Origin of the sequence: Streptosporangium sp. NPDC006007, assembly GCF_040614315.1 — a bacterium.
Lineage (GTDB): Bacteria > Actinomycetota > Actinomycetes > Streptosporangiales > Streptosporangiaceae > Streptosporangium.
Genome location: NZ_JBEXUG010000031.1, coordinates 12593 through 35320, shown reverse-complemented (window position 1 = coordinate 35320; position 22728 = coordinate 12593). Strand labels below are relative to the sequence as shown.

The following is a 22728-nucleotide window of genomic DNA, read 5'->3' as shown; positions in this document are numbered from 1 at the left end:
GAGGTCAGGACGGCGAGGCGTCCTTGGCCTGGGCGCGCAGGGCGCGGCTGATGCCGTCGGCGCCCTCCAGCAGCAGACGCCTGAGCGCCTGCGGAGGCCGGCTCTCGGAGATCAGGTCCTGGGTCCTGGCGACGGTCTCCGGGGAGATCGCCAGGGCCGGGTAGCAGCCGTTGGCGAAGTTCTGGGCGCTGTCGGAGGTCCAGGACTTCCAGATCCGTCCGATCTCCTCGAAGTACTTCGCGGCGTACGGCTCCAGCAGCTCGGGGTGGCGAGGGTCCATGAAGCCGTTGATCGTCGAGCGGAGCAGGGCGCCGCTCAGCCTGCCCTCGGTGATGGCGGTCCACGCGGTGGACTTGCCCTCGGCCGTCGGGAGCGTGGCGCGGGCGAGCGCGGCGGAGCGCTCACCGGTGGCGGTGGCGTCGCGCAGCAGTTCCTCGGCGATCCCCTCCTCGCCGAGGACGCCGCCGGAGACCAGGGCCTGGATCAGCGTCCAGCGCAGGTCGGCGTCCACGGTCAGGCCGTCGAGCACGGCCGAGCCGTCCAGCAGGCCCTTCAGGAACGCGAGGTCCCCGGCCGAGAAGGCCATGGTGGAGAGGGCGTTGACGTAGGCGAGCTGGTGGTCGGAGCCGGGCTCGGCCGCGGCGATGAGGGAGCGCAGCGAGGAGCAGAGCAGGGCCAGGCCCTCGCCGCGCCAGGCGGGGTCGGCGTACTGCTGGACGGCCTGGCGCGCCTGGCGGAGTACGGTCTGCACGACGGTGATGTCCTTGACCGACGAGATGCCGGAGGTCACCAGGGCGACGTAGTCGCGGGTGGACATCTCGGCGTCCCGGGTCATGTCCCAGGCCGCCGACCACGACAGCGCGCGCGGCAGGGACTCGGTGAACTTCGCGATGCCGCCGTCCACCAGTGTCTGCAGCGAGCGCTCGTCGAGCCGGATCTTGGCGTAGGTCAGGTCGTCGTCGTTGATCAGGACCAGGTCCGGCTGGGCCTCGCCGGTCAGCTCGGGCACCGCGGTGCGCGCGCCGACCACGTCGAGTTCGACTCGCCGGGTGCGGACCAGGGCGCCGTCCCGCAGGGAGTAGAGGCCGACGGCGACGCGGTGCGAGCGCAGGGTCGGATAGTCGGCCGGGGCCTCCTGCAGCACCTCGAACTCTCCGAAGCGCCCCTCGGAGTCGGTGGTGAACGACGGGCGCAGCGTGTTGACCCAGGAGGTCTCCAGCCACTCCTTGGACCAGGAGGACAGGTCCCGGCCCGAGGTCCGTTCCAGCGCGCCGAGCAGGTCCCCCAGCGTGGTGTTGCCCCACGCGTGCTCGTCGAAGTAGTCGCGTACGCCGGCCAGGAAGTTGTCCAGCCCCACATAGGCGACGAGCTGCTTGAGCACCGAGGCGCCCTTGGCGTAGGTGATGCCGTCGAAGTTGACCTCGACCGCGTGCATGTCGACGATGTCGGCGGCGATCGGGTGCGTCGAGGGCAGCTGGTCCTGCCGGTAGGCCCAGGACTTCTCCACGTTCGCGAACGTCGTCCACGCGCCCTGGCCCCAGCGGGTGGCCTCGGCCTGGCAGAGCACCGAGGCGTAGGTGGCGAACGACTCGTTCAGCCACAGGTCGTCCCACCAGCGCATGGTGACCAGGTCGCCGAACCACATGTGCGCCATCTCGTGCAGGATCGTCTCGGCGCGGCGCTCGATGATCGCGTCGGTGACCCGGGAGCGGAAGACGTAGTCCTCCAGGAAGGTCACGCAGCCGGCGTTCTCCATCGCGCCCGCGTTGAACTCGGGCACGAACAGCTGGTCGTACTTCCCGAACGGGTAGCGGATGCCGAAGATCCGGTGGAAGAAGTCGAAGCCCTGCCGGGTGACCTCGAAGAGGTTGTCGGCGTCGAGGTGCTCGGCGAGCGAGGCCCGGCAGTACAGCCCGAGCGGGATGCCGTCGTGCTCGGAGGTCACCTTGTGGTACGGCCCGGCGCACAGGGCGGTGATGTAGGTGGACATCACCGGGGTCGGGGGGAAACGCCAGCGCCTGGCGGCCTGGAGCGCGCCGTGCCGCCCCCGGTACTCCTGGAGGTCCCTGGCCTCCTCGGGCGCCGCGTTGGAGATGACCTCCCAGTGTGACGGCGCGAGCACGGTCAGCTCGAAGGTGGCCTTCAGGTCGGGCTGGTCGAAACAGGCGTACATCCGATGGGCGTCCGCCGTCTCGAACTGGCTGTACAGGTAGACGTTCTTGTCAACGGGGTCGACAAAGCGGTGCAGGCCCTCACCGGTGCGCATGTAGGAGCAGTCGGCGTCCACGCGCAGCATGTTGGACTCCGCCAGGTTAGGCAGGGGCAGCCGCCCGGTCTCGGGGTCGTAGCCGCTCACGTCCAGCTCGACGCCGTTCAGGACGGCCTTGCGCACCTTGGCGCCCGCCAGGTCGATGAACGTCTCCGCGCCCACCCGGTCACTGGTGAAGCGGACCGTGGTGACACTCTCGAAACGCTCCTCCCCCTCGGTCAGGTCGAGCTCCACCGCATACGACTGCACGCTGATCAGCCGTGCGCGCTCCCGCGCCTCGTCACGGGTCAGATTGCCTGCCACCACTGCTCCCTCGTCACCAATTCCCTCCGCTCTGTTGCGAAGGAGTGCCTGAATCCTGCCACGTGAAGCCCCGGGGCGTCGCCCCCGAAGAGCGGGGAGTCGACTGCCGATCACACGTGAGGACAAAAGCGCCGGTCAAGGTAATAAACCGTCCCAGGAATAGGAAACTCGGGATCCAGGGTTATCGCCATGTGAGACAACCTCACGATCAGAAAGCCTGAGAGATGACTGAGCGCACCCCGGTCGACTTCTGGTTCGACCCCTTCTGCCCGTACGCGTGGATGACCTCTCGCTGGCTGCTGGAGGTGGAGAAGGTGCGCCCCATCGAGCCGCGGTGGCACATCATGAGCCTGAACGTGCTCAACGAGGACAAGGACGTCCCCGAGAAGTACCGTGAGTTGATCGCCAGGGCCATCGGCCCGGTCCGTGTGGTCGCCGCCGTGCAGGAGAAGTACGACTCCGAGACGGTCGGCCGGCTCTACACCGAGCTTGGCGTCCGCTTCCACGACCGAGGTGGGCTCAAGGCGCTGGACGGGCTCCGCGGAATCGTGGAGGAGGCGCTGGAGGCCGCCGGGCTCGATCGCGCGTTCGCCGACGCGATGGACTCCGAGGAGTTCGACGAGACGCTGCGCGCCTCGCACGACGACGGCATCGGACGGGTCGGCCAGGAGGTCGGCACCCCGGTCATCGCGGTCGAGGGCGTCGCCTTCTTCGGCCCTGTGGTCTCGCCCGCGCCCAAGGGCGAGGAGGCGGCCAGACTCTGGGACGGCGTCCGCCTGGTGGCCGACATCGACGGGTTCTTCGAGCTGAAGCGCTCCCGCACCCGGGGCCCGATCTTCGGCTGACGCTCCCGGCGGTGCCGAGCACCTCCCGGCGGGGTCCGGCCCGCCGGGAGGCCACGGTGCCCTCAGGCGGATCAGCCGGTCCCGGCCGGGGGTCTCCACCCGCGCTCATCGGGCCCGGAACGGCCGGACGGGCCGTCCGAGGCGCCGGTTTACCGGGAAATTTCGGTGGTTCATCGTTGCCGGGGGATCCTCCCCCCGTAGTCTCGTCGCACAGGGCGGCCGAGTGCTCGCCGCGGTGAGGAACCGCGTCCGGCCGTGCCCGTGATCTTCACGCGGTGTGGTGGGCCTGTGACCTGCGGGGCCTCGCCTTATGACGATCAGCGCGCAAGGATGAGACTCATGCGTCACCTTTATCTGAACGGTGCCTGGCGGGCGTCGGCGTCCGGTGAGAGCGTCGGCGTCGTCAACCCCGCGACCGAGGAGACGATCGACAGGGTGCCCGCGGGGTCGCCCGCCGACGTCGAGGTCGCCGTGGCCGCGGCGCGTGCGGCGCTGCCCTCGTGGTCGGACACGGCGCCCGCGGAACGGGGCGGGATCCTCGCCGCCGCGGCGGGGCTGATCCGGGACCGCGCCGACCAGCTGGCCAGGATCATCACCACCGACGTGGGCGTGCCGTACGACATGGCGATGAAGGTGCAGACGCTGATGCCGGCCGGGGTGCTGGCCTCCTACGCCCAGCTGGCCGAGACCTATGACTTCGACGGCGGCCGGATCGGCAACTCCCGGATCATCCGGGAGCCGGCCGGCGTCGTCGCGGCCATCACGCCGTGGAACTACCCGCTCCACCAGATCGTGTGCAAGGTGGCCCCGGCGCTCGCCGCCGGCTGCACGGTGGTGCTCAAGCCCAGCGAGGTGGCCCCGCTGGCGGCCTACGCGCTGGCGGGGATCCTCGATGAGGTCGGGCTGCCTCCGGGGGTGTTCAACCTGGTCAGCGGGTACGGCCCGGTGGTGGGTGAGGCGCTGGTCACCCACCCGGACGTGGACATGGTGTCGTTCACCGGCTCCACCAGGGCCGGGCGGCGGGTCGCCGCGCTCGCGGCCGAAACGGTCAAACGGGTGGCTCTGGAGCTCGGGGGCAAGTCGGCGAGCCTGATCCTGCCGGACGCCGACCTGGCCGCGGCGGTCAAGGCGACCGTGGCCAACGCCTTCCTCAACTCCGGGCAGACCTGCTCCGCCTGGACCCGCATGATCGTCCACCGGGACCGGTACGACGAGGCCGTCGGCCTCGCCGTCCAGGCCACGGGGAGGTACACCGTCGGCGACCCCTTCGACGAGCTCACCCGGATCGGCCCGCTGGTCTCCGCGGCGCAGCGCGACCGGGTCGTCCGCTACATCAACCGGGGTCAGGAGGAGGGGGCCCGGCTGGTCGCCGGAGGCACCGACAACCCCATGGACCGGGGCTTCTACGTGGAGCCGACGGTCTTCGCCGGGGTGGAGCCCGGGATGATCATCGAACAGGAGGAGATCTTCGGCCCGGTTCTGACGATCATCCCCTACATCCGGGGCGAGGACGAGGCCGTCGCCATCGCCAACGGCACCCCGTACGGCCTCGCCGGCGCGGTGTGGGCGGGAGACGAGGAACACGCGGTCTCGGTGGCGCTGCGGCTGCGCACCGGGCAGGTGGACGTCAACGGCGGCGGGTTCAACCCGCAGGCCCCCTTCGGGGGCTACAAGCAGTCGGGGCTGGGCCGTGAGCTGGGCCGGTTCGGCCTGGAGGAGTATCTGGAGGTCAAGTCGGTCCAGCTGTAGGCCGCCGCCCGTCCGACAGCCCCGCCCGCCCTGTCCCCGCGCTCCCGCGCCTCCGCGAGCCTCCTCCGCGGACGCGCCCCGGCCGGATCGGGACATCGGCCGGATCGAGTCGTGGTCTCGGGATGTTCTGGGTAAACCCGTCCTAAGGGAAGCTTCCCCTCCTTCCGAAGGGCGTCGCATGGAACGGGGCACCACGCGGCTCAGCGCGTTCGATCTGGTGATCGCCGCAGGAGGCCTGCTGCTGGTGTTGCTGGCCGTACAGAACCTCGGGCCCGCGCTGGCCGCACTCCGGGGGGAGGGCGCCTGGGGCACCTTCACCGCCCGTCGGGTCGAGTGCGTCGAACATCCGGGTCACCAGCAGTGCACCTGGCTGGGCGAGTTCCGGAGCGGCCGGACGGTCCGTGAGGAGATCGGGTTCTACGGAGGCGACCGCGACACGTTCACCCCCGGTCAGACCGTGCGGGCGTTCGACACCGGCCGTCAGGGCCATGTCTACGGTCCCGGCGGCTCCAACGAGTGGATCGTGGTCGTGCTGCTCATGGCCGCCGGTCTCGGCCTGATGGCCAGGCCGCTGCTCCGCCGGCGGCGGGGTGTCCCACGTCCCGGCAGCCCGGCGGCCACCCCCGGGGGCGGGTGAGTGCCCGGGGGCGGGTGCGGGTGAGCGTCGCGGAGGGCGACCGCGGAGCCGAGTCCGGGCCGGCCGCCGATCAGGGGGCCTGGAGCAGCACCCGCCGGGCGGCGTCCTTGGCGAGCCGGTCGACGTAGAGCATGCCGTCGAGGTGGTCGGTCTCATGCTGGAAGCAGCGCGCGAGCAGGCCGCGGGCCTTGACCTGGACCGGGCGGCCCAGCCGGTCGAAGCCGCGGACGGTGACCCCGGCCGCGCGGGGGGTGCTGGCGTAGAGCGGGGTGCCGGTGCCACGCCCGGGAACCGACAGGCACCCCTCCTCGTCGAGGATCTCCGCGTCGTCGTCGACCGTCAGCACCGGGTTGACCACGTGCCCCTTGCGGTTACTGCAGTCGTAGACGAAGACCCGCCTCGACACGCCGATCTGCGGCCCGGCCAGACCGACGCCCTGCGCCGCGTACATCGCGTCGAACATCTCGTCGATCAGGCGGCGCAGATCGCGATCGAAGTCGGCGATCGGCTCGGCGGGCGTGCGCAGGACCGGATCCCCGACCACTCGGATGTCACGCATGTGGACTCTCTCTTGTAAGGGTTACCATGGCTATCCGGTCGTTACTTTAGCCGGGGTGGGGGTCAAACCGCCCACGCATACCTGCGAAACTGGGCGGGTGCGCGTCTACATCGGTGCCGACCATGCCGGCTATGAGCTTAAGAACCGCGTCGTCTCCTGGCTCAAGGAGCACGGCCACGAGGTCACGGACTGTGGCCCGTTCGTCTACGACGCCGAGGACGACTACCCGCCGTTCGTGCTGCGGGCGGCCGAGGGTGTCACGGACGACCCCGGCAGCCTGGGGGTCGTCATCGGCGGCTCGGGCAACGGCGAGCAGATCGCGGCCAACAAGGTGCGCGGCATCCGCGCGGCCCTGGCCTGGAGCGACGAAACCGCCAAGCTCGCCCGCGAGCACAACAACGCCAACGTGGTGAGCATCGGCTCGCGGATGCACACCGAGGACGAGGCGATCCGTTTCGTCGAGCTCTTCCTGGCCACGCCCTACTCGGGGGCCGAGCGGCACAACCGCCGGATAGCGCAGCTCACCTCGTACGAGACGATCGGCCAGCTCCCGCCGCTGCCGTAGACCCCGGCCTGCCGGAGGGTTTCCGGCACCCGGGCCGCTACCCGCGGCGGGGCGCCTCCTTGCGGGGTGTCTCCTTACGCGGAGCCTCCTTAGGCGGCGCCTCGTCGCGTAGCGGCCTCCGGTCCGCGCTCTCCCGCTGCTCCCGTGTGGGCCGGGAGACGTCGCGGGCCCGCATCGCGGTGACCGCGTTGATCTGCAAACTCTGCAGTGCCATGCCGTCACCATAACCCGCACGGCCCGGGGCGCGTGATGTCCCACGTTCCGGGCCGGTCCCCGATCAGAAGACCAGACCCGCCCAGGGCGCGGGTTCCCAGGACATCGCGGTGGACAGCTCCCGGACGGCCCCCGCCCGCGTCTCGTGCACCATCCCCGCCGCCAGCAGGGCCGTGAGCGGCCGGCCCCCCAGGTAGGCCGCGCCCAGCGCGGTGACCGGCAGCCTCAGGTCCGCCGGATCGCCGCTGGGCACGCACCGGGCGCCGGAGGCGCCGGCCGACAGCCGCCAGCGGCGTGCGTTCCACGGGCAGAGCGGATCCTCGACCTCGATCACCACGTCCGCCGGTGCGGAGTAGCGTCGTGCGGCCAGGGCCCGCTCGACGTCGACCAGGCGGATCCAGAGCTCGTCCAGCCAGCCCGCGTTCAATCGGCGAGGCTCGGCGAGCAGGTGGATCAGCGGGTCGTCGACCGGCCGCTGTTCCGCCCTGACCCGGGCGACCAGATCGCGATCCAGCACGTGCCGCCAGAGCAGCGCGTAGGCGGCCGGGTCCAGGCCGAACAGTTCCTCAAGCCGCAGCTCGCCGTCCGGAAGGTCGTGGGGGGTGAAGTTCATCGTGATCCGGAAGAGCGCGTAGCCGCGGGGGCCCCGGCCGTCCTCGACGACCACGGCGCGCAGCGGTCCCGCACCCCCCTGGTCGGCCTCGTGGTCCGACAGCAGGGTGTTCCAGCGCGCGGGCGTCCGGGCGTAGAGTCCCGGGCGGCTGTCCAGCAGGCTCTCGAAGGTCTTCTCGAAGGCGGGCCTGCCCTCGGCGGGGGTGACGACACGCAGCCGCAGCGCCGGATCGGCCGGGGCGTTCTTGACGAAGGCCGAGCTGTGCGTGGGGATGTCGAAGAAGAGGTTGTCGGCGGCCCTGCCGTACCCGAAACGCCGGTAGATCGCCGCTTCGGAGGCGTAGAGGGCGGCGACCGCCTCGCCCCGCTCGCGGACGTCGTGGAGCTGGCGGGCCATGAGCGCGGACAGAACGCCCCGGCGGCGGTGGGAGGGCAGCACCCCGACCGAGGTGACGCCGGCGACCGGGATCGGTCCACCGGGCACCGTCATGGTGAAGCTGCACACGGCGGTGACGCCCACGAGCAGGTCGCCCTCGAACGCGCCGAGCGAGCGGTCGAACTCGGTGAGATTCTTGAACAGCTCCAACCGGTGCGGGGAAGGGGCGTTGCCGAACGCCTCCCCGCCCACGCCGGTCCAGGCGGGCCAGTCGGTCTCGGTCATCGGCCGCAGGCTAAGGGTCATTTCTCCTACGGTAGATGGGACAAAACGTTCCGGCCATTCAATATCCGCCCTTAATGATCAAGGTCTTGGTCAAGTGGGCTGTCCAAACGGGGGATACCCGATACAGTCGAGCGCATCATGAGTTCCCGTCCGGTGCCGCTGATCCCTCCTGCGCTCCGTGCGTTCCTGGTGCGGGTCCCACTTCTGGTGCCCATTGTGCGCTTCCTACGCCGCGGGCCGCTGGCCCGCGACCGCAACCTGCTCATCACGCTGATCGTGCTCACCCTGGTGCTCGGAGGGCTGGGCGCCCGGGTCTCCATGGAGTGGTTCTCCCCAGCGCTCATGATCCCGATCACCCTCGTCGCCGGACTCCAGCTCCGGCTGCGCAGCCTGGCCAAACTACTCTGCGCGGTCGCGGTCGCCCTGGTGTACGTGGGCGTCGTGCGCGGGGTCGGGCACATCGGTCCCGGCCTGCTGACCACCTTCGTGTTCACCGGCGTGCTGGCCGCGCTGATGGCCCGCACCCGGGGCAAGCTCGGCGTGCAGGGCCTGCGCGGTGACGTCATGCTGCTTGAGCTGCGCGACCGGCTCAAGAACCAGAGCGATCTGCCCCGGCTGCCCAAGGACTGGGACTCGCGTGTGGTGCTCAAACAGGCCGGCGGGTCCTCCTTCGGCGGCGACTTCCTGGTCTCGCTGCGCGAGGGCGACATGGTGGAGCTCGCCCTGGTCGACGTGTCGGGCAAGGGGGTCGACGCGGGCACCAGGGCGCTGATGCTGTCGGGCACCTTCGGCGGCCTGCTCGGCTCGGTCTCCGACTTCCTGACCGCCTGTAACGCCTACCTGCACCGTCAGCGCGAGGCTGAGGGCTTCGTTACGGCCGTCCACATACGGCTCAATCTCGCCACGGGCGAATACCTGATCACCTCGGCGGGCCATCCGCCGGTGGTCAAGTTCGACTCGGGCACCGGCACCTGGCGGGTCTCCCCTGCCAAGGGCGTGGTGCTGGGCGTCGTGCCCGATCTGCACTGCGAGCCCGATCGGGGAACGCTCCGCAAAGGCGACGCGCTCATGCTCTACACCGACGGGCTGATAGAGCAGCCCGGCCGCGACATCGACGCCGGCCTCGACCGGCTGCTGGGCGAGGCCGAGCGACTGCTGCCCTCCGGGTTCCGCGACGGTGCCCGCAACCTCGTCGCCTCCATGTCGTCGGGGCACAACGACGACTGCGCGCTGGTCCTCATCTGGCGTCTCTGACCTGCCCTCTCATCGAAGGAACGCCGCGCCCCCCGCGGTTGGCAGATGCTCTCGCCAGGGCCGTGGCCGACGCCGCGGCGGGTGTGGCAACCCGCCGGAGCGCCGGCCGCCGGTCACAGCCAGCCGGAGTCGCTGGCGATGCGCACGGCATCCAGGCGGCTGCGGGCGTGGGTCTTGCACATGATCCGCGACAGGTGATTGCGGACCGTTCCCACCGACAGGAACAGCTGATCGGCGATCTCGCTGGACCGCGCTCCCCGGGCGGCCAGCCGGAGCACGTCCATCTCCCGGCGGGTCAGCGGGTTCTCGGCCGACTCAAGGGCGGCCAGCGCGAGATCGGCGTCCACCGCCCTGCGCCCGGCCGCGACCCGGCGGACGCCGTCGGCCAGCTGCTCCGGCCGCGCGTCCAGGCTCATGAAGCCGAGCGCGTGTACGGTGAACGCCCGGCGGACCTGGCCGGGGTTCGGCCGGCGGGCCAGCAGGAGCACCCGGCAGCCGGGGGCGTTCTCGTGCAGGCGCAGGGCCACGGTGAACCCATCCAGGCCCGGCAGGTCCAGGTCGACGACCGCCGCATCGGGATGGTGTTCCAGAACGGCGGGGACGACGTCCTCGCCGTTGTCCACGTCGGCGACGACCTTCAGGTCGGTCTCGCACTCCAGCGAGGCCACCAGGCCTCGCCGGACCATGGGCTGGCGCTCGGCAACCAGGATCCCGATCAAGTTTTTCCCCTCGCCCCTTTTCTCGCAGGGTGATCGAACAGTCGCTTACTGTAAAAGAAGTCTCTCTATTTGGTAAAGACTTCGCAAGTGATCGGATCCGGACCGCTCGCCGCCCCGGAGCCTGGGCCCGGGATTATTCGGCTAATCTCTTATGGGCGTTGTCGATAGTTCCGTGACCGGGGGTATGGACCTGTGAGCTTGCTCTTCGTGATCGGGATCGTCGTCTTCCTCTTCGGGCTGATGGCGTCGATCGCGCTGCACGAGATAGGTCACCTGCTGCCGGCGAAGTTTTTCGGCGTCAAGGTCACCCAGTACATGGTCGGATTCGGCCCGACGATGTGGTCCCGGCGCAGGGGCGAGACCGAGTACGGCGTGAAGTGGATCCCGCTCGGCGGTTACATCCGGATGATCGGCATGCTGCCTCCCAGGGCCACCGACGACCCCGGCAAGGTGCGCTCGGTCTCCACCGGGCCGTGGCAGGCCCTGATCGAGAACGCCCGCGACGTGGCCCTTGAGGAGGTCCAGCCGGGCGACGAGAACCGCGTCTTCTACCGCAAGCCGTGGTGGCAGAAGGTCATCGTCATGGCCGGCGGTCCGGCGATGAACTTCGTGCTGGCCTTCGTCCTGTTCGCCGTCGTGCTCATGGGCTTCGGCGTCGCGGTGCAGAAGACGCAGGTCGCCTCGGTGCCCGCCTGTGTGAAGACCGCGGCCGAATACGCCGAGAACCCCGACTGCACCGCGGCTGACAGGCCCAGCCCCGCCGCCGCGGCCGGATTGAAGCCGGGTGACGTCATCCTGTCGGTGGGCGGCAGGCCCACCGCGAGCTGGGACGCCGCGACGCGGGCCATCCGTGGCCACGGCGCGGGCCCGGTCGAGGTCGGGATCCAGCGGGCCGGTCGGCAGATGACCCTCACCGCCACCCTCATCGCCCAGGACCGGGAGTCGCTGGACCAGCCCGGCAAGATCGACAAGGGGGTCGGCTACCTGGGCGTCAGTCCCACCACGGTCATCGAGCAGCAGGGCTTCGGCGCCGTGACCACCCACATGTGGGATCTCACCTCGGCGACCGCCGGCGCGCTGCTGCGCTTCCCCGAGAAGATGGTCGGCGTCTGGAACGCCGCCTTCTCCGGCGAGGAGCGCGACAAGAACGGCCCGATCGGTGTCATCGGCGCGGGCCGCATCGGCGGGGAGATCGCGGCTTCCGCGGTCCCGCTGGAGAACAAGATCGTCATCTTCATCAACCTGCTGGCGGGGTTCAACCTGGCGATCGGCCTGTTCAACCTGATTCCGCTGCTCCCGCTGGACGGCGGCCATATCGCGGGTGGCCTCTGGGAGGGTCTCAAGCGGGCCTTCGCCCGGGTGACCCGCCGCCCCACCCCCGGGCACGTCGACATCGCCAAGGCGCTTCCGCTGACCTACGCGATCGCCTTCGTAATGGTCATCATGGCCGGCCTGCTGATGTACGCCGACCTCGTCAACCCGGTCCGTCTGTCCGGCTGAGGCCTCGTGGGTACGGCGCGTAGCCGGCGCGTACCGGTACGCCGATAGGGTTGCGCCGTGAAGGACGGGACTCCGGGGGCCATGATCGATGTCGCCCTGTTCCGGCTGCGCCGGATCTGGGCGCGGCCCTTGCGCACGCGCAGGCTCGGAGATCCGCAGCGGCCGGTGCACATGTCGAACGTGATGGTCGTGCGCGCCGTGTACAGGCTGTACGGGGAGATGTCCGAGGTGACCGTGGGCGCCGTCGCCGAGCAGTTGGACGTCGACCCCTCCACCGCCAGCAGGCTGGTCAACGACGCGATCGGCGCGGGGTTCGTGGAGCGCGAGGAGTCCGAGGTGGACGCCCGGAGGGCCAGGCTGCTGCTGAGCCCGAGAGGGCTCCGGGTGCTCCAGGTGGTCGTCCGCTCCCGGCGGACCTACCTGGACGAGTTGATCGCCGACTGGGACGAGGCGGACCGCGGGCTCTTCGCCGACCTGCTCACCCGCTTCGCGGAGGCGGCCGCGGCCCGCCCACCCGACCTGGCGGCTCTCGACCGGCTGATCACCGAGGCGATCGCCGAGGAGAACACTAGTCTCCCGTGACCCCGTCGATCCGCTCGCGAATGATGTCGGCGTGGCCGTTGTGCCGGGCGTACTCCTCGATCATGTGGACCAGGATCCACCGCAGCGAGACGTCCGCACCCCTGCGTTGCCGTCTGCCCAAGGCCTCCAGGGGCAGCTCCGCGTAGAGCCCGCGGACGCCGTCGATCTCGGCGTGCCAGCGGGCGATGGCCTCCTCGGCGGAGCAGGAGCCCAGCAGGTCGAAGTCCCCATCGCGATCCTGCTCGGTGCAGTAGATCGACGGCCTGTCCTCGCCGCCGAGGATGTTGTGGAACCAGTGCTGTTCCACCTCGGTCATGTGACGGACCAGGCCCAGCAGGGAGAGTGTGGACGGCGCGCAGGGGCGGAGGGCGAGCTGCCGCTCCGACAGCCCGGCGCACTTGACGGCCAGGGTCTCCCGGTGGAAGTCCAGCCAGGAGCGCAGCATGCCGACCTCGTCGGCGACATAGGGAGGAGCAACGCGATTGTCGGTCATGATCCCCCATCCTTCCCGCGCGCACGGCCACTGTCACACCCTTTTTCTCGATCCACACCCCCCGGAAACGCTCCCGGTCCGGGCTCCACGGCGCTAGTACATCGAGATGTGGGGGTGGTCGTAGTGGTTGGCGGTGACCCCGCCCCGGTTGGACATGGCGCGCCAGCCGGAGCCCATGTTGATGCGCTGGCGCCAGATCACGTACTTGACGCCGAGCCGATCCTTGTTCTTGACCGCCCAGGCGGAGATCTCGTCGCCGAGCCTGGTGTTCTCCGCCGAGGGCATCGAGCCGCCGGTGCTCATCATGAAGTCGCAGGCGCGGCCCAGGGGGTGCTCGCCGTTGCCGCCGGTGCGGTAGCAGCCGACCTCGTGGGGGAGTTTGAAGCGTTCTTTGATGGCTTCGAGCATGATCCGGGTGCGGTCGGTGATGTTGTCGCCGCCGGTGGGGAGCTGGGGGACCCAGCTGCCGTCGGCGCGGCGGCCGGAACCCATCGGGACGAGCTGGTCGAGTTTCCGCTCGATGTCACGGATCACCCTCTCGGCGCCCTGGCGCTCGGTCTCCACGACCTTGGCCTCCACGCCGATCTGCTCGGTGAGCCGGGCCGCCTTCTCGGCGGCCTGTTTCTTGAGGTCCCGGCTCTGGGCGAAGTCCCGCAGGTAGGCGCTCCGCTGGGCGATGAGCTGTTCCATGACGACGGCGCCCTCCATGTCGGGGGCGAACAGCAGGGCGGGCAGGTCGGCGGCGCTGCTCTGATAGCGGAGCTGGGCGATGGAGTCGACCTGTTCGCTCGCCTTGGCGTAGGTCTCCTCGGCCTTGCGCAGATCGATCTGGGCGGACTCCTCGGCCAGCCGGGCCTTTCGCAGAGACTCCCGTTTGGCCGCGTAGGACTCGATGAGCTTGTCGACCTTCTTGTTCAGCCGGGCGAGTTCGGCGCGGAGCTCGGGTTCGGCAGGCTTGGGGGCGGCGCTGCCCGCGGACGCGCTGCCCAGGGTGAACGCGATGGCCGAGAGCACGGAGGCGGTCAGGGCCGCATGACGACGGGACGTGGGGGGCGAGGCCGCCACGGTTCTCCTCTCCTCACGCCTACCGGGTTAGCTGACGGGTTCGGGCTGGAGGAAGCCCTTCCACCGAAGTGGTTCACCCCAAAACGCGTGGGTCCCCGGCTCCCGGGCGAGGCGCCCCGGATTAGGCATATCGGATGTTATGTCCGATGTGTGAGGATAGTAGTGGTAAACAGATGGTCATGCGACCCCAAACCGAGACCAATCAGTGATCATTCCGTGACGGTGGATCGGAGGAGTAGCGCCGCCTCCTCGGGTAGGACGTCGTTCACGAAAGCCCCCATGGCCGACTCCGAACCCGCGAGATACTTCAGCTTGTTCGGTGCCCGGCGGATGCTGAACAGCTCCAGGTGCGCGTAGGACAGCTCCCGGCCGACGTTCACCGGTGCCTGGTGCCAGGCCGCGACGTACGGCATGGGCATGCCGAAGAGCCCGTCCAGCCGGCGCAGCACCTCTGTGTAGAGCGGCCCGAACGCCGAGCGCTCGGCCTCGTTGAGCCCGCCCAGGTCGGGAACCCGGCGATGCGGGTAGAGGTGGACCTCCACGGGCCACCGGGCCGCGGCCGGTACGAAGGCCGTCCAGTGTTCGTTCGCGGCGACCACCCGGACCTCGGCCTCCCGCTCGGCGGCCAGCACGTCGGCGAAGAGGTTGCCGCCGGTCCGCTCCCGGTGACGCTCGGCCGCGCCCAGGGAGAGCCTGGTGCGCGGGGTCACATAGGGGTAGGCGTAGATCTGGCCGTGCGGGTGGGCCAGGGTGATGCCGATCTCGGCCCCCCGGTTCTCGAAGCAGAACACCTGCTCCACGCCCGGAATCGCGGACAGCTCGGCGGTGCGGTCGATCCACGCCTCCATCACCAGGTCGATCCGGCCGGGGGAGAGCCGGGAGAAGGAGGAGTCGTGGTCGGAGGTGAAGCAGACCACCTCGCACCGGCCGATCCCCGGCCGGGCCTCGCTCATGCCGCCGATGTCCCGGTGCGGGCCCGGCTGCGCGGAGAAGGATGGGAAGCGGTTTTCGAAGACCACCACGTCGTAGGAGGCCGAGGGGATCTCCGTGGGGTGACCGGGGGTGGACGGGCAGAGCGGGCACTCGCTCGCCGGCGGGAGGAAGGTGCGCCCCTGGCGGTGCCCGGCCACCGCCACCCACTCCTCGGTGAGCGGGTCGTAGCGCAGTTCGGAGGCGGCGGGCCGGGGCGGCAGGTCTCGCCGGTCGATCGCGCTCCGATCGGCGTCGTCGTGCCGGTCGAAGTAGACGAGCTCGCGGCCGTCGGCCAGATGGGTGATCGTGCGCTTCATCGGCTCAGGGCCTCGCTTTCCTGTCGGGGTTCGGCTATGACCAGCTCGCCCACCCGCGCGGTGAGCTCCTCACGGGCCTCGTCCGCCAGGCCCGAGTCGGTGATCACGAGGTGGGCCTGGGCCAGCTCGGCGATCGTGCTGATCCCGACCGTGTCCCACTTGGTGTGATCGGCGGGCACCACCAGGCGGTGTGCGGAGGCGACCAGTTCCCGGTTGGTCTCCGCCTCAAGCAGGTTCGGGGTGGTGAACCCGGCGCGTGCGCTCATCCCGTGCACGCCGAGGAACAGGGTGTCCACGTGGAGTCCGCGGACGGCCGCCACGGCGACCGGCCCGACCAGCGCGTCGGAGGGGGTGCGGACGCCGCCGGTCAGCACGACGGTGCGGTCGGCGCGGGGAGAGCGGTGGAAGACGTCGGAGATCCGGATCGAGTTGGTGATCACGGTCAGCTCCGGCACGTCCACCAGGAAGTGGGCGAGTGTCCAGGTCGTGGTCCCGGCGGAGAGCGCGATGGCGGTGCCGGGCCGGACGAGCTCGGCCGCCTGCCGGGCGATCGCCTCCTTCTCCGGCTGCTGGCGCACCGACTTGGCGGCGAACCCGGGCTCCTCGGTCGAGCCCGGCCCGGCGTTGGTGGCCCCGCCGTGAACCTTCTCCACCAGTCCGCGCCCGGCCAGCACCTCAAGATCCCTGCGGATCGTCATGTCGGACACGCCGAGCTCGCGGACGAGGTCGGCGACCCTGACGCCGCCCCTGCTGCGCACCCGCTCCAGAATCGCCTGCTGCCGCTGCTGGGCAAGCATTGATCCACCCCTTAATCAAACATATTCCCCCAAATTACCACAGTAGGTCCAGGGGTGCCTGTTGAATCCTGGTGATTAGCCGGTTACAGCAGGGTGAGTTCGACCTGGATGTTCGCCCTCGCCGACGCCTCCACATCGGTGATGTGGAAGATCGCCGGAAGGTCGAGCAGCGCGCGCAGCACGGCGGCCCGGCCCCTCCGGAACGCCTCGTCCGGGACGAAGGAGTACTCCTCGCGCACCGCCGCCGCATACGCCGCGTACACCTCGGGCGGGGAGGCCAGGATCGCCAGGTCGGCGTCGCACAGCACGGCCCCGTCCACGTCGCCGGGCGCCGGGTCGTGGGTGCGGGTCAGCCGGACCAGCCGGGCCACCGTGGCCACCGCCTCGGCGGCCAGTCCCAGCTCGGGCAGCGCGCGCTCGGCCAGCCGGGCACTGCGCTCCTCGTTGTCGCCACGTCGCGGGTCGTAGACGGCGTCGTGGAACCAGGCCGCGAACCGTACGAGATCCGGGTGCGCGGCGTTTCCGGCCAGCGCGTCAACCTGGGCCAGTACGGCCCGCAGGTGGGTGGCCGTGTGATACCTGCGGTGCGGCTCGCCGTACCGGATGATCAGACCCCGGCCGAGGTGGTCGGCCCCGGGGCCTGTCAGGGAGCGCCAGAGGTCCATCAGCTTCGCGTCCATGCGACGGAGCCTAAAACCACGGCCACCGGCCGCACGGGCGACCCAGGAGATCTTCCAGGGGAACCGGCGGGCGGCTCCGGCCGGTCCGGAGCCGCCCGCCGGTCGAGCGGGTCGTCGGGCGGGCCGGCGCGAAAACGCCCCCCGGCCGTGTAGATCATCGGATGGGCCGGGGGAACACGGCACCCGGCCGTACGGATCATTGCTCAGATCTTGCCCGGTGGGTCTTGTACGGCAGGCGCTCAGGGAGGAACGTGGAGCCGGACCCGCTCTCCGCGAGGGTCCGGTGAGAGGGGTGGCCGGTATGGGCAGGCGGGCGCGTAAGAGCAAGGCGCGTAAGAAGCGCAGGGCCAACCACGGTAAGCGGCCGACTGGGCGTTGAGCTCCCGGGTGCCGGACGGGAGGCGGCGGGCGGCCCGCGCCTCCGTCGTGTGAGCGGCGCACCTGGGGTGGACGACGGCGTCTCGGGCCGGGGCCGCCCTGTCCGGCGGAGCCTCAGCCGCGACGGCCCCAGGAGGCGAGCAACCGGGTCTGGGCGTCGGTGTCGGAGGACACCCGTCGCCGCTCCCCCGTCACCCCGGCCTGACGGTAATCGTTCTCCGTGCCGGCGAACCACGCCGCGCAGGCCCCGACAAGTTCGGGGTCGAGCCGTTCGTCGGCGCCGATCGCGCGGGCGAGGTCCCAGGTGTGGATGAGGGCGTCGGCGAACAACTCGGTGACGTACTCCCCGCCGGGCACATCCCCGAACGACAGGCGCACCATGCGGGTCAGCGCGCCGTTCTCACCCGCCGCCTGGACGGCGGCCACGGCCGAGGTGTCGAACGCCTTCAGGGGGTCGTCGCCGAGGAGGTCGCCGTCGAAGGCGTCGCCGACGTCCGCGGTGGTCCGCCCGGCGAGCAACTCCGGGACCCACAGGTTCTCCCCGACCACGTGGTTGACCAGGGAGCGCACGTCCCAGTCCACGCAGGGCGTCGGGGTATGCCACTGCTCGGGGGCGATCTTGTGAACGAGAGCGCCGAAGTCGTCCAGCGCGCGGCGGTATGCCTCGCGTATGTCGATGGTCATGATGCCCTCCTCATGTCCTCATCTCGACCGTAACCCCTGGGCGCCCGCCAGTCATCGCGCTCGGCGGAGGGAGGCCGGACGCAAGGGGTGTCCGAGCTGGGGGAGGACCGGGGGAGAGACGGGGGTCCGAACGGAGGGGTTCGGGGAAGAGACGCCCGGGAAAGGGCGCTCGGGAGTCCAACCGGTCGATAGTGGAGGTATGACGGACTCCAGAGTGGCGATCATCGGTGCCGGCATCGGCGGACTCTGCCTGGCGCAGGGGCTGCACGGGGCCGGTGTGGACGTGGCGGTCTACGAACGTGACCGCACCCCGGCCGACCGGCTCCAGGGATATCGCGTGCACCTCGACCCCGGCGGTGCCCGCGCCCTCCACGCCTGCCTGCCGGAACCGCTCTGGGAGGCGTTCCTGGCGACCGTCGGCCGGAGCGGGCAGGACTTCGGCTTCCTCACCGAGAAGATGGGACGGCTGCTCCTGCTGGAGATCCCGCGGGCGCCCGACCCGCTCGGCAACCACCACTCGGTCAGCCGGATCACACTCCGCCAGGTGCTGCTCTCCGGCCTCTCGGACGTGGTCCGGTTCGACAGGACCTACGAGCGCTACACCCGCGACCCCGACGGCACCGTCACCCTGCACTTCGCCGACGGGTCGGCCGAGACCGCCGACATCGTGGTGGCCGCGGACGGCGGCAACTCACGGGTCAGGCGCCAGTATCTCCCGCACGCCCCGCGGATCGACACCGGCATTCTCACGATCGCCGGGAAGTTCCCGCTCAACGACGACACACGCCCGCTGGTCGCCTCCCGGCTGTGGCGGGGGCCCAACATGATCATCCCGCCGAGGGGGTGTTCCATGTTCACCGCGCCCCAGGACTCCGGCGGCACGGTCCTGCCCTCCGGGATCGGGCGCACCGAGCAGGAGGGGGCACTGCTCGACAACACCGGCGGCTACGTCATGTGGGTCTTCGGCGCGGCGAGCGGGCGCATGCCCGAGGGGCTCTCCGGCATGACCGGCGAACGGCTCCGGGACACCGTGGCCCGGATGATCGCGACCTGGCACCCCGACCTGCGGCGGCTGGTCACCGCCTCCGCCCCCGAGACGGTCTCCCTGCTGCCGATCCGCAGCTCGGTCCCGATCGACCCCTGGCCCGCCACGAACATCACCCTGCTCGGCGACGCCATCCACAGCATGACCCCGATGCGCGGCATCGGGGCCAACATCGCCCTCCGCGACGCCCACCTGCTCTCCCGGGCGCTGACCCGCGGCGGGGACCCCGTCGAGGCCATCGCGGACTACGAGGCGCGGATGCGTGAGTACGGCTTCGCCGCCGTGCGCAGGTCCCTCACGGCGGCCAGACGGTTCGTGGACGAGAGCCCGCTGGCCAGAGCCGGTTTCAAGACGCTCCTCCGCGCGGCCCGGCACGTCCCGGCGCTGAGACGGAGAGCCGTCTCCTGACCTCCGCGTCTCTCACCCTCCCACCCTCCCACCCTCGCCGACCGTCACGGCAACCGCTGCTCCACCCAGACGACCTTGCCCTTCGGCGTCGGGCGCGAGCCCCATCGGTGGGCGAGCCAGTTGACGAGATAGAGCCCGCGGCCGCTGTCGGCGTCGCCGCCGACCTCGCGCATGGTCGGCAGCACGGCGGAGCGGTCGGCCACCTCGCACACCAGCGTGGGGCCGCGGAGCAGACGCAGCTTCACCGGGCCCGAGCCGTGCTCGATGGCGTTGGCGACCAGCTCGCCGACCAGGAGTTCGGCGGTGTCGGCGATCGCCTCCAGCCGCCACTCGGTGAGCGTGGCGCGGACGAAACGGCGGGCCCGCACGGCGGAACGGCGGTCCGAGGGCAGCCGGAGCTCGACGACGTCGTCCTCGTCGAGCTCGCGCACCCTGGCCAGCAGGAGCGCGATGTCGTCACGCTCGTGGCCGGGCCGCTGCGCGCCGATCGTGAGATCGCAGAGCTCCTCCAGGTCCTGGTGCCGGCCGGTGAGCAGCTCACGGACCATGCCGATGCCCTCGTCGATGTCCCGGTCGCGGCTCTCCACCAGGCCGTCGGTGTAGAAGGCGAGGACCGAGTCGTGCGGAAGGGTCAGCTCGCGCATCTCGAACGGGTCGTTTCCGATGCCCAGGGGCACCCCGGCCGGCAGTTCGAGCAGCTCGGTCTCGCCGTCGGGCCGTACCAGGATCGGCGGCACATGGCCCGCGCACGCCAGCGCGCAGGCCCGCGTGACCGGGTCGTAGGTGGCGTACACGCAGGTCGCGATCTGGGTGGTGTCCAGGTCCTGGCTCATCCGGTTGAGCCGGAACAGCACCTCGTCGGGGCGGAGGTCGAGGCTGGCCAGGGTGCGGGCGGCCGTGCGGAGCTGGCCCATCGTGGCGGCGGCCCTGATGCCGTGCCCCATCACGTCGCCCACCACGAGGGCGACCCGGCAGCCGGGCAGCGGGATCACGTCGTACCAGTCGCCGCCCACCCCCACCAGGTCGCTCGCGGGCAGGTAGCGGGAGGCGATCGTCAGGCCCAGCGGCTGGTAGAGGTCGGCGGGCAGCAGGCTGCTCTGCAGGGTCAGCGCGGTACGCCGCTCCCGGCCGTAGAGTCTGGCGTTGTCGAGGCAGACCGCGGTCCTGGCCGCCAGCTCCTCGGCGAGGTTCACGTCCTGCTCGTCGAAGGGCAGGCTGCTCGGTCTCCGGGTGAAGATCACAAAACCCAGCACCCGGCCGCGCGCCTTCAGCGGGACCACCAGGAACGAGCTGTCCTCCAGCACCTTGGCGACCGAGTCGCGCCTCCAGAACCGCCCTATCTCCTCCGAGGTCCGGCGGCCCAGGCGCGGGTAGAGGATCGGGTTGCCGGTGGCCATGCACCTGGCGTAGGGCGTCCAGGCCGCGTAGACGGCGATCTCGTCCACCGGGAAGGCCCTGGCGTACTCGTTGGGCCTGGTGCTGGACACGCCGACCGCGATCCGCCGCACCATCGCCGAGCCGTCGTTGCTGCGCTGCGGGAACTCCCCTTCGGTGACCAGCCGGTCCTGTACCAAGATGCCCGCCGCGTCGGCGAAGCGCGGCACCGCGACATCCATCAGTTCCCTGCCGGTCTCGAACATGTCCAGCGTGCTGCCGATCCGCTTGCTCGCCGCGTTGAGCAGCGAGAGCTGTTCGTGCATGGTGGCCGGACTGCTCATCCGAGGCGTCGCCACCCCTGGGTCCTTGGCGACGAAACGGCGGTTCACTCGCTCCACCGGGGAGCCGGAACCGGGGTCCACCAGGAGGTGAGCCCGAGATCCTCAACGATGGCGTTGGCGCCGTTGTAGCCGGGGGCGGCGGAGACCGAGCCGCCGGGGTGGCTGCTCGCGCCGCAGAGGTAGAGGCCGGTGATCGGGGTGCGGTACTGGCCGAGCTCGGGGACCGGCCGGTTGCCTCCCAGCTGGGAGGGCTCGTAGGCGCCGACGTGGTGGCTGCCGCGGACCATGTTGATGCAGTGCCGTTCTATGTCGAGAGGGGAGAAGACCCGCTTGCCGAGCACGGTGTCCTCGGTGAGGTTGGGGGCGTACTCCGACCACTCGCCGAGTAACCGGTCTCCCACCTCCTCGCGCCATCGATCCCAGTTCTCCGGATCTCCGCCGAGATCGTAGGGGGCCCACGGCCACCAGAACGCCACGTGCCCGCCGGCCGGCGCGTAGGACGGGTCGAACAGCGAGGGACACGCGCCGTTGCCCGCCAGCCGCTCGGGTAACCGTCCCCGGTGGATCTGGTCGAACGTACGGCTCAGCTGCTCGCTGTCGTCGGCGCCGAGCACGACCAGGAAGGCGCGGTTCACATCGGGCTCGAACTCGGCCGCCGTGTAGCGGGGCGCCTCCCTCAGCGCGAGGTGCAGGGTGACGAGGCTGTGCCCGGCCCACCGGTAGCCCTCGACCTTGGCCGCGAGTTCGGCGCCGAAGTTCTCCGGGCCCGCCAGCCGTACCGTCTGGGGGGCGTCCACCGCGCTGACGACGAACCGCCGCGCGCCGATGACCTCGCCCGTGGCCAGCTCGACCCCGGTGGCCCGGCCGTCGCCGACCAGGATCCGCTGGACGTGCGCGCCGGTGATCACGGTGCCGCCGTGCTCCTCGATGACACCGCGTAACGCGTTCGCCACGTTCGCGGCGCCGCCCACCGGCACGCCCAGCCTGGCGATGCGCGAGAGCAGGCGTGGCAGGAAACCGCCGGTACCGGGCACGTTCTCGATCGAGATCGCGTGCAGGAACGACTTGAACAGCACTCTGACCTGCTCGCTTTCGAAGTTTCTGTCTACTGCCTCGTAGATCGAGAGCGGTATGTAACTCAGCAGGTCACGCCCGAGATCGCCCTGGAGCCGTTCGGCCAGCACCGGCGGGGGCAGCGGTCTGGAGTACAGGAAACCGTTCATCAGGTCCCTGGCCGCCTCCGCGTAGCGCCCGTACAGCTCCAGCCACCGATCCGCGTCGGCGCGGGAGAACCGGGCGAAGGACTCGGCGGTGCGCGCCGGATCGGTGTGAACCGTGACCGCGCGGCCGTCCCGGAAGATCGTGGAGTGCTGGACCTGGGGGTGGACGTACCGCAGGCCGTACCGCTGGAGCTCCAGGTCGGCCGGGACCGGCCCCTCCTGCAGGAAGTGGTAGTTGCTGTGGGTGTTGTGCCGGAATCCGGGGAGGGTCAGCTCCTGGGTGGCGCAGCCGCCGCCCACCTCGTCGTTGCGTTCGACGACCGCGACCGACAGTCCCGTCCTGGCGAGATAGGCGGCGCACGTGAGCCCGTTATGGCCGCCGCCGATGATGACGCCGTCGAACCCCGTCACGTTCTCCTCCGGTGCAATTTGACTGTCGTTCATGGAGAATCGTAAAGAACGATCTATATTGGAGATCCGGGT

General features: G+C 70.5%; 21 protein-coding genes and 1 riboswitch. Of the genes, 8 read left to right on the top strand and 13 right to left on the bottom strand.

Translation table 11 applies throughout. The features are described 5' to 3' along the window. Window positions 1-4: 4 nt before the first annotated feature. Window positions 5-2572, bottom strand: a complete 2568-nt coding sequence (pepN, locus tag ABZ194_RS22245) for an aminopeptidase N (protein WP_355598906.1) — start codon at window positions 2570-2572, stop codon at window positions 5-7. 224 nt (window positions 2573-2796) lie between these two features. Between pepN and ABZ194_RS22240 the strand changes: the two genes are divergently transcribed. From ABZ194_RS22240 to ABZ194_RS22230, 3 genes are all read left to right on the top strand, one after another. After that, window positions 2797-3417, top strand: a complete 621-nt coding sequence (locus tag ABZ194_RS22240; RefSeq protein WP_355598905.1) for a disulfide bond formation protein DsbA — start codon at window positions 2797-2799, stop codon at window positions 3415-3417. Window positions 3418-3756: 339 nt separating this feature from the next. Continuing rightward, window positions 3757-5166 carry an aldehyde dehydrogenase family protein gene (locus ABZ194_RS22235; RefSeq protein ID WP_355598904.1) on the top strand — a complete coding sequence of 470 codons (1410 nt, stop codon included), beginning with the start codon at window positions 3757-3759 and terminating at the stop codon, window positions 5164-5166. Window positions 5167-5344: 178 nt separating this feature from the next. Then, window positions 5345-5803, top strand: coding sequence for a hypothetical protein (locus tag ABZ194_RS22230; RefSeq protein ID WP_355598903.1), 459 nt, complete (start codon window positions 5345-5347; stop codon window positions 5801-5803). 70 nt (window positions 5804-5873) lie between these two features. On the opposite strand, the gene def is transcribed toward ABZ194_RS22230, so the two are convergent. Beyond that, complete coding sequence (gene def, locus ABZ194_RS22225; RefSeq protein ID WP_355598902.1) at window positions 5874-6362, bottom strand: peptide deformylase; 489 nt, start codon at window positions 6360-6362, stop codon at window positions 5874-5876. A 97-nt stretch (window positions 6363-6459) separates the two neighbouring features. Between def and ABZ194_RS22220 the strand changes: the two genes are divergently transcribed. Next, window positions 6460-6927: a ribose-5-phosphate isomerase gene (locus ABZ194_RS22220; RefSeq protein WP_355598901.1), complete on the top strand. Its 468-nt coding sequence runs from the start codon at window positions 6460-6462 to the stop codon at window positions 6925-6927. A gap of 37 nt (window positions 6928-6964) precedes the next feature. Here the strand turns inward: ABZ194_RS22220 and ABZ194_RS22215 are convergent, their stop codons facing one another. After that, window positions 6965-7141, bottom strand: a complete 177-nt coding sequence (locus tag ABZ194_RS22215; RefSeq protein WP_355598900.1) for a hypothetical protein — start codon at window positions 7139-7141, stop codon at window positions 6965-6967. 63 nt (window positions 7142-7204) lie between these two features. After that, on the bottom strand, window positions 7205-8434 hold the full coding sequence (locus tag ABZ194_RS22210; protein ID WP_355598899.1) for a GNAT family N-acetyltransferase: 1230 nt from the start codon (window positions 8432-8434) through the stop codon (window positions 7205-7207). A 117-nt stretch (window positions 8435-8551) separates the two neighbouring features. Here ABZ194_RS22210 and ABZ194_RS22205 point away from each other — a divergent pair, with 117 nt between their 5' ends. After that, complete coding sequence (locus ABZ194_RS22205; protein WP_355598898.1) at window positions 8552-9667, top strand: PP2C family protein-serine/threonine phosphatase; 1116 nt, start codon at window positions 8552-8554, stop codon at window positions 9665-9667. 113 nt (window positions 9668-9780) lie between these two features. On the opposite strand, the gene ABZ194_RS22200 is transcribed toward ABZ194_RS22205, so the two are convergent. Further along, window positions 9781-10386, bottom strand: coding sequence for a response regulator transcription factor (locus ABZ194_RS22200; protein WP_355598897.1), 606 nt, complete (start codon window positions 10384-10386; stop codon window positions 9781-9783). A 192-nt stretch (window positions 10387-10578) separates the two neighbouring features. On the opposite strand from ABZ194_RS22200, the gene ABZ194_RS22195 reads away from it, so the two are divergent. Together ABZ194_RS22195 and ABZ194_RS22190 are read left to right on the top strand one after the other, a co-directional pair. Further along, window positions 10579-11886 carry a site-2 protease family protein gene (locus tag ABZ194_RS22195; RefSeq protein WP_355598896.1) on the top strand — a complete coding sequence of 436 codons (1308 nt, stop codon included), beginning with the start codon at window positions 10579-10581 and terminating at the stop codon, window positions 11884-11886. Window positions 11887-11943: 57 nt separating this feature from the next. Then, on the top strand, window positions 11944-12468 hold the full coding sequence (locus tag ABZ194_RS22190) for a MarR family winged helix-turn-helix transcriptional regulator (RefSeq protein WP_355598895.1): 525 nt from the start codon (window positions 11944-11946) through the stop codon (window positions 12466-12468). On the opposite strand, the gene ABZ194_RS22185 is transcribed toward ABZ194_RS22190, so the two are convergent. The 6 genes from ABZ194_RS22185 to ABZ194_RS22160 form a co-directional block, all read right to left on the bottom strand. Continuing rightward, entirely contained in the window at window positions 12455-12961 is a 507-nt protein-coding gene (locus ABZ194_RS22185) for a DinB family protein (protein ID WP_355598894.1), read from the bottom strand. The two genes, ABZ194_RS22190 and ABZ194_RS22185, sit on opposite strands and share 14 nt — an antisense overlap. A gap of 93 nt (window positions 12962-13054) precedes the next feature. Beyond that, on the bottom strand, window positions 13055-14026 hold the full coding sequence (locus tag ABZ194_RS22180; protein ID WP_355598893.1) for a hypothetical protein: 972 nt from the start codon (window positions 14024-14026) through the stop codon (window positions 13055-13057). A gap of 2 nt (window positions 14027-14028) precedes the next feature. Next, window positions 14029-14164: riboswitch (cyclic di-AMP (ydaO/yuaA leader) on the bottom strand. Between the two features lie 71 nt (window positions 14165-14235). Beyond that, complete coding sequence (galT, locus tag ABZ194_RS22175; RefSeq protein WP_355598892.1) at window positions 14236-15315, bottom strand: galactose-1-phosphate uridylyltransferase; 1080 nt, start codon at window positions 15313-15315, stop codon at window positions 14236-14238. Continuing rightward, complete coding sequence (locus tag ABZ194_RS22170; protein WP_355598891.1) at window positions 15312-16112, bottom strand: DeoR/GlpR family DNA-binding transcription regulator; 801 nt, start codon at window positions 16110-16112, stop codon at window positions 15312-15314. Before ABZ194_RS22170 ends, galT begins: the two co-directional genes overlap by 4 nt. Window positions 16113-16195: 83 nt before the next feature. Next, complete coding sequence (locus ABZ194_RS22165) at window positions 16196-16792, bottom strand: metal-dependent phosphohydrolase (RefSeq protein WP_355598890.1); 597 nt, start codon at window positions 16790-16792, stop codon at window positions 16196-16198. 492 nt (window positions 16793-17284) lie between these two features. Beyond that, the gene (locus ABZ194_RS22160) at window positions 17285-17854 is read right to left on the bottom strand and encodes a TIGR03086 family metal-binding protein (protein ID WP_355598889.1); all 570 of its coding nucleotides are present in this window, start codon (window positions 17852-17854) and stop codon (window positions 17285-17287) included. 199 nt (window positions 17855-18053) lie between these two features. Here ABZ194_RS22160 and ABZ194_RS22155 point away from each other — a divergent pair, with 199 nt between their 5' ends. Further along, a complete protein-coding gene (locus tag ABZ194_RS22155; RefSeq protein WP_355598888.1) occupies window positions 18054-19307 on the top strand; it encodes an NAD(P)/FAD-dependent oxidoreductase in 1254 nt (417 codons plus the stop codon). A 44-nt stretch (window positions 19308-19351) separates the two neighbouring features. Here the strand turns inward: ABZ194_RS22155 and ABZ194_RS22150 are convergent, their stop codons facing one another. After that, the gene (locus ABZ194_RS22150) at window positions 19352-21073 is read right to left on the bottom strand and encodes a SpoIIE family protein phosphatase (protein WP_355598887.1); all 1722 of its coding nucleotides are present in this window, start codon (window positions 21071-21073) and stop codon (window positions 19352-19354) included. Then, complete coding sequence (locus ABZ194_RS22145; protein ID WP_355598886.1) at window positions 21070-22689, bottom strand: NAD(P)/FAD-dependent oxidoreductase; 1620 nt, start codon at window positions 22687-22689, stop codon at window positions 21070-21072. The genes ABZ194_RS22150 and ABZ194_RS22145 overlap by 4 nt, the downstream gene beginning before the upstream one ends. Window positions 22690-22728: the final 39 nt, after the last annotated feature.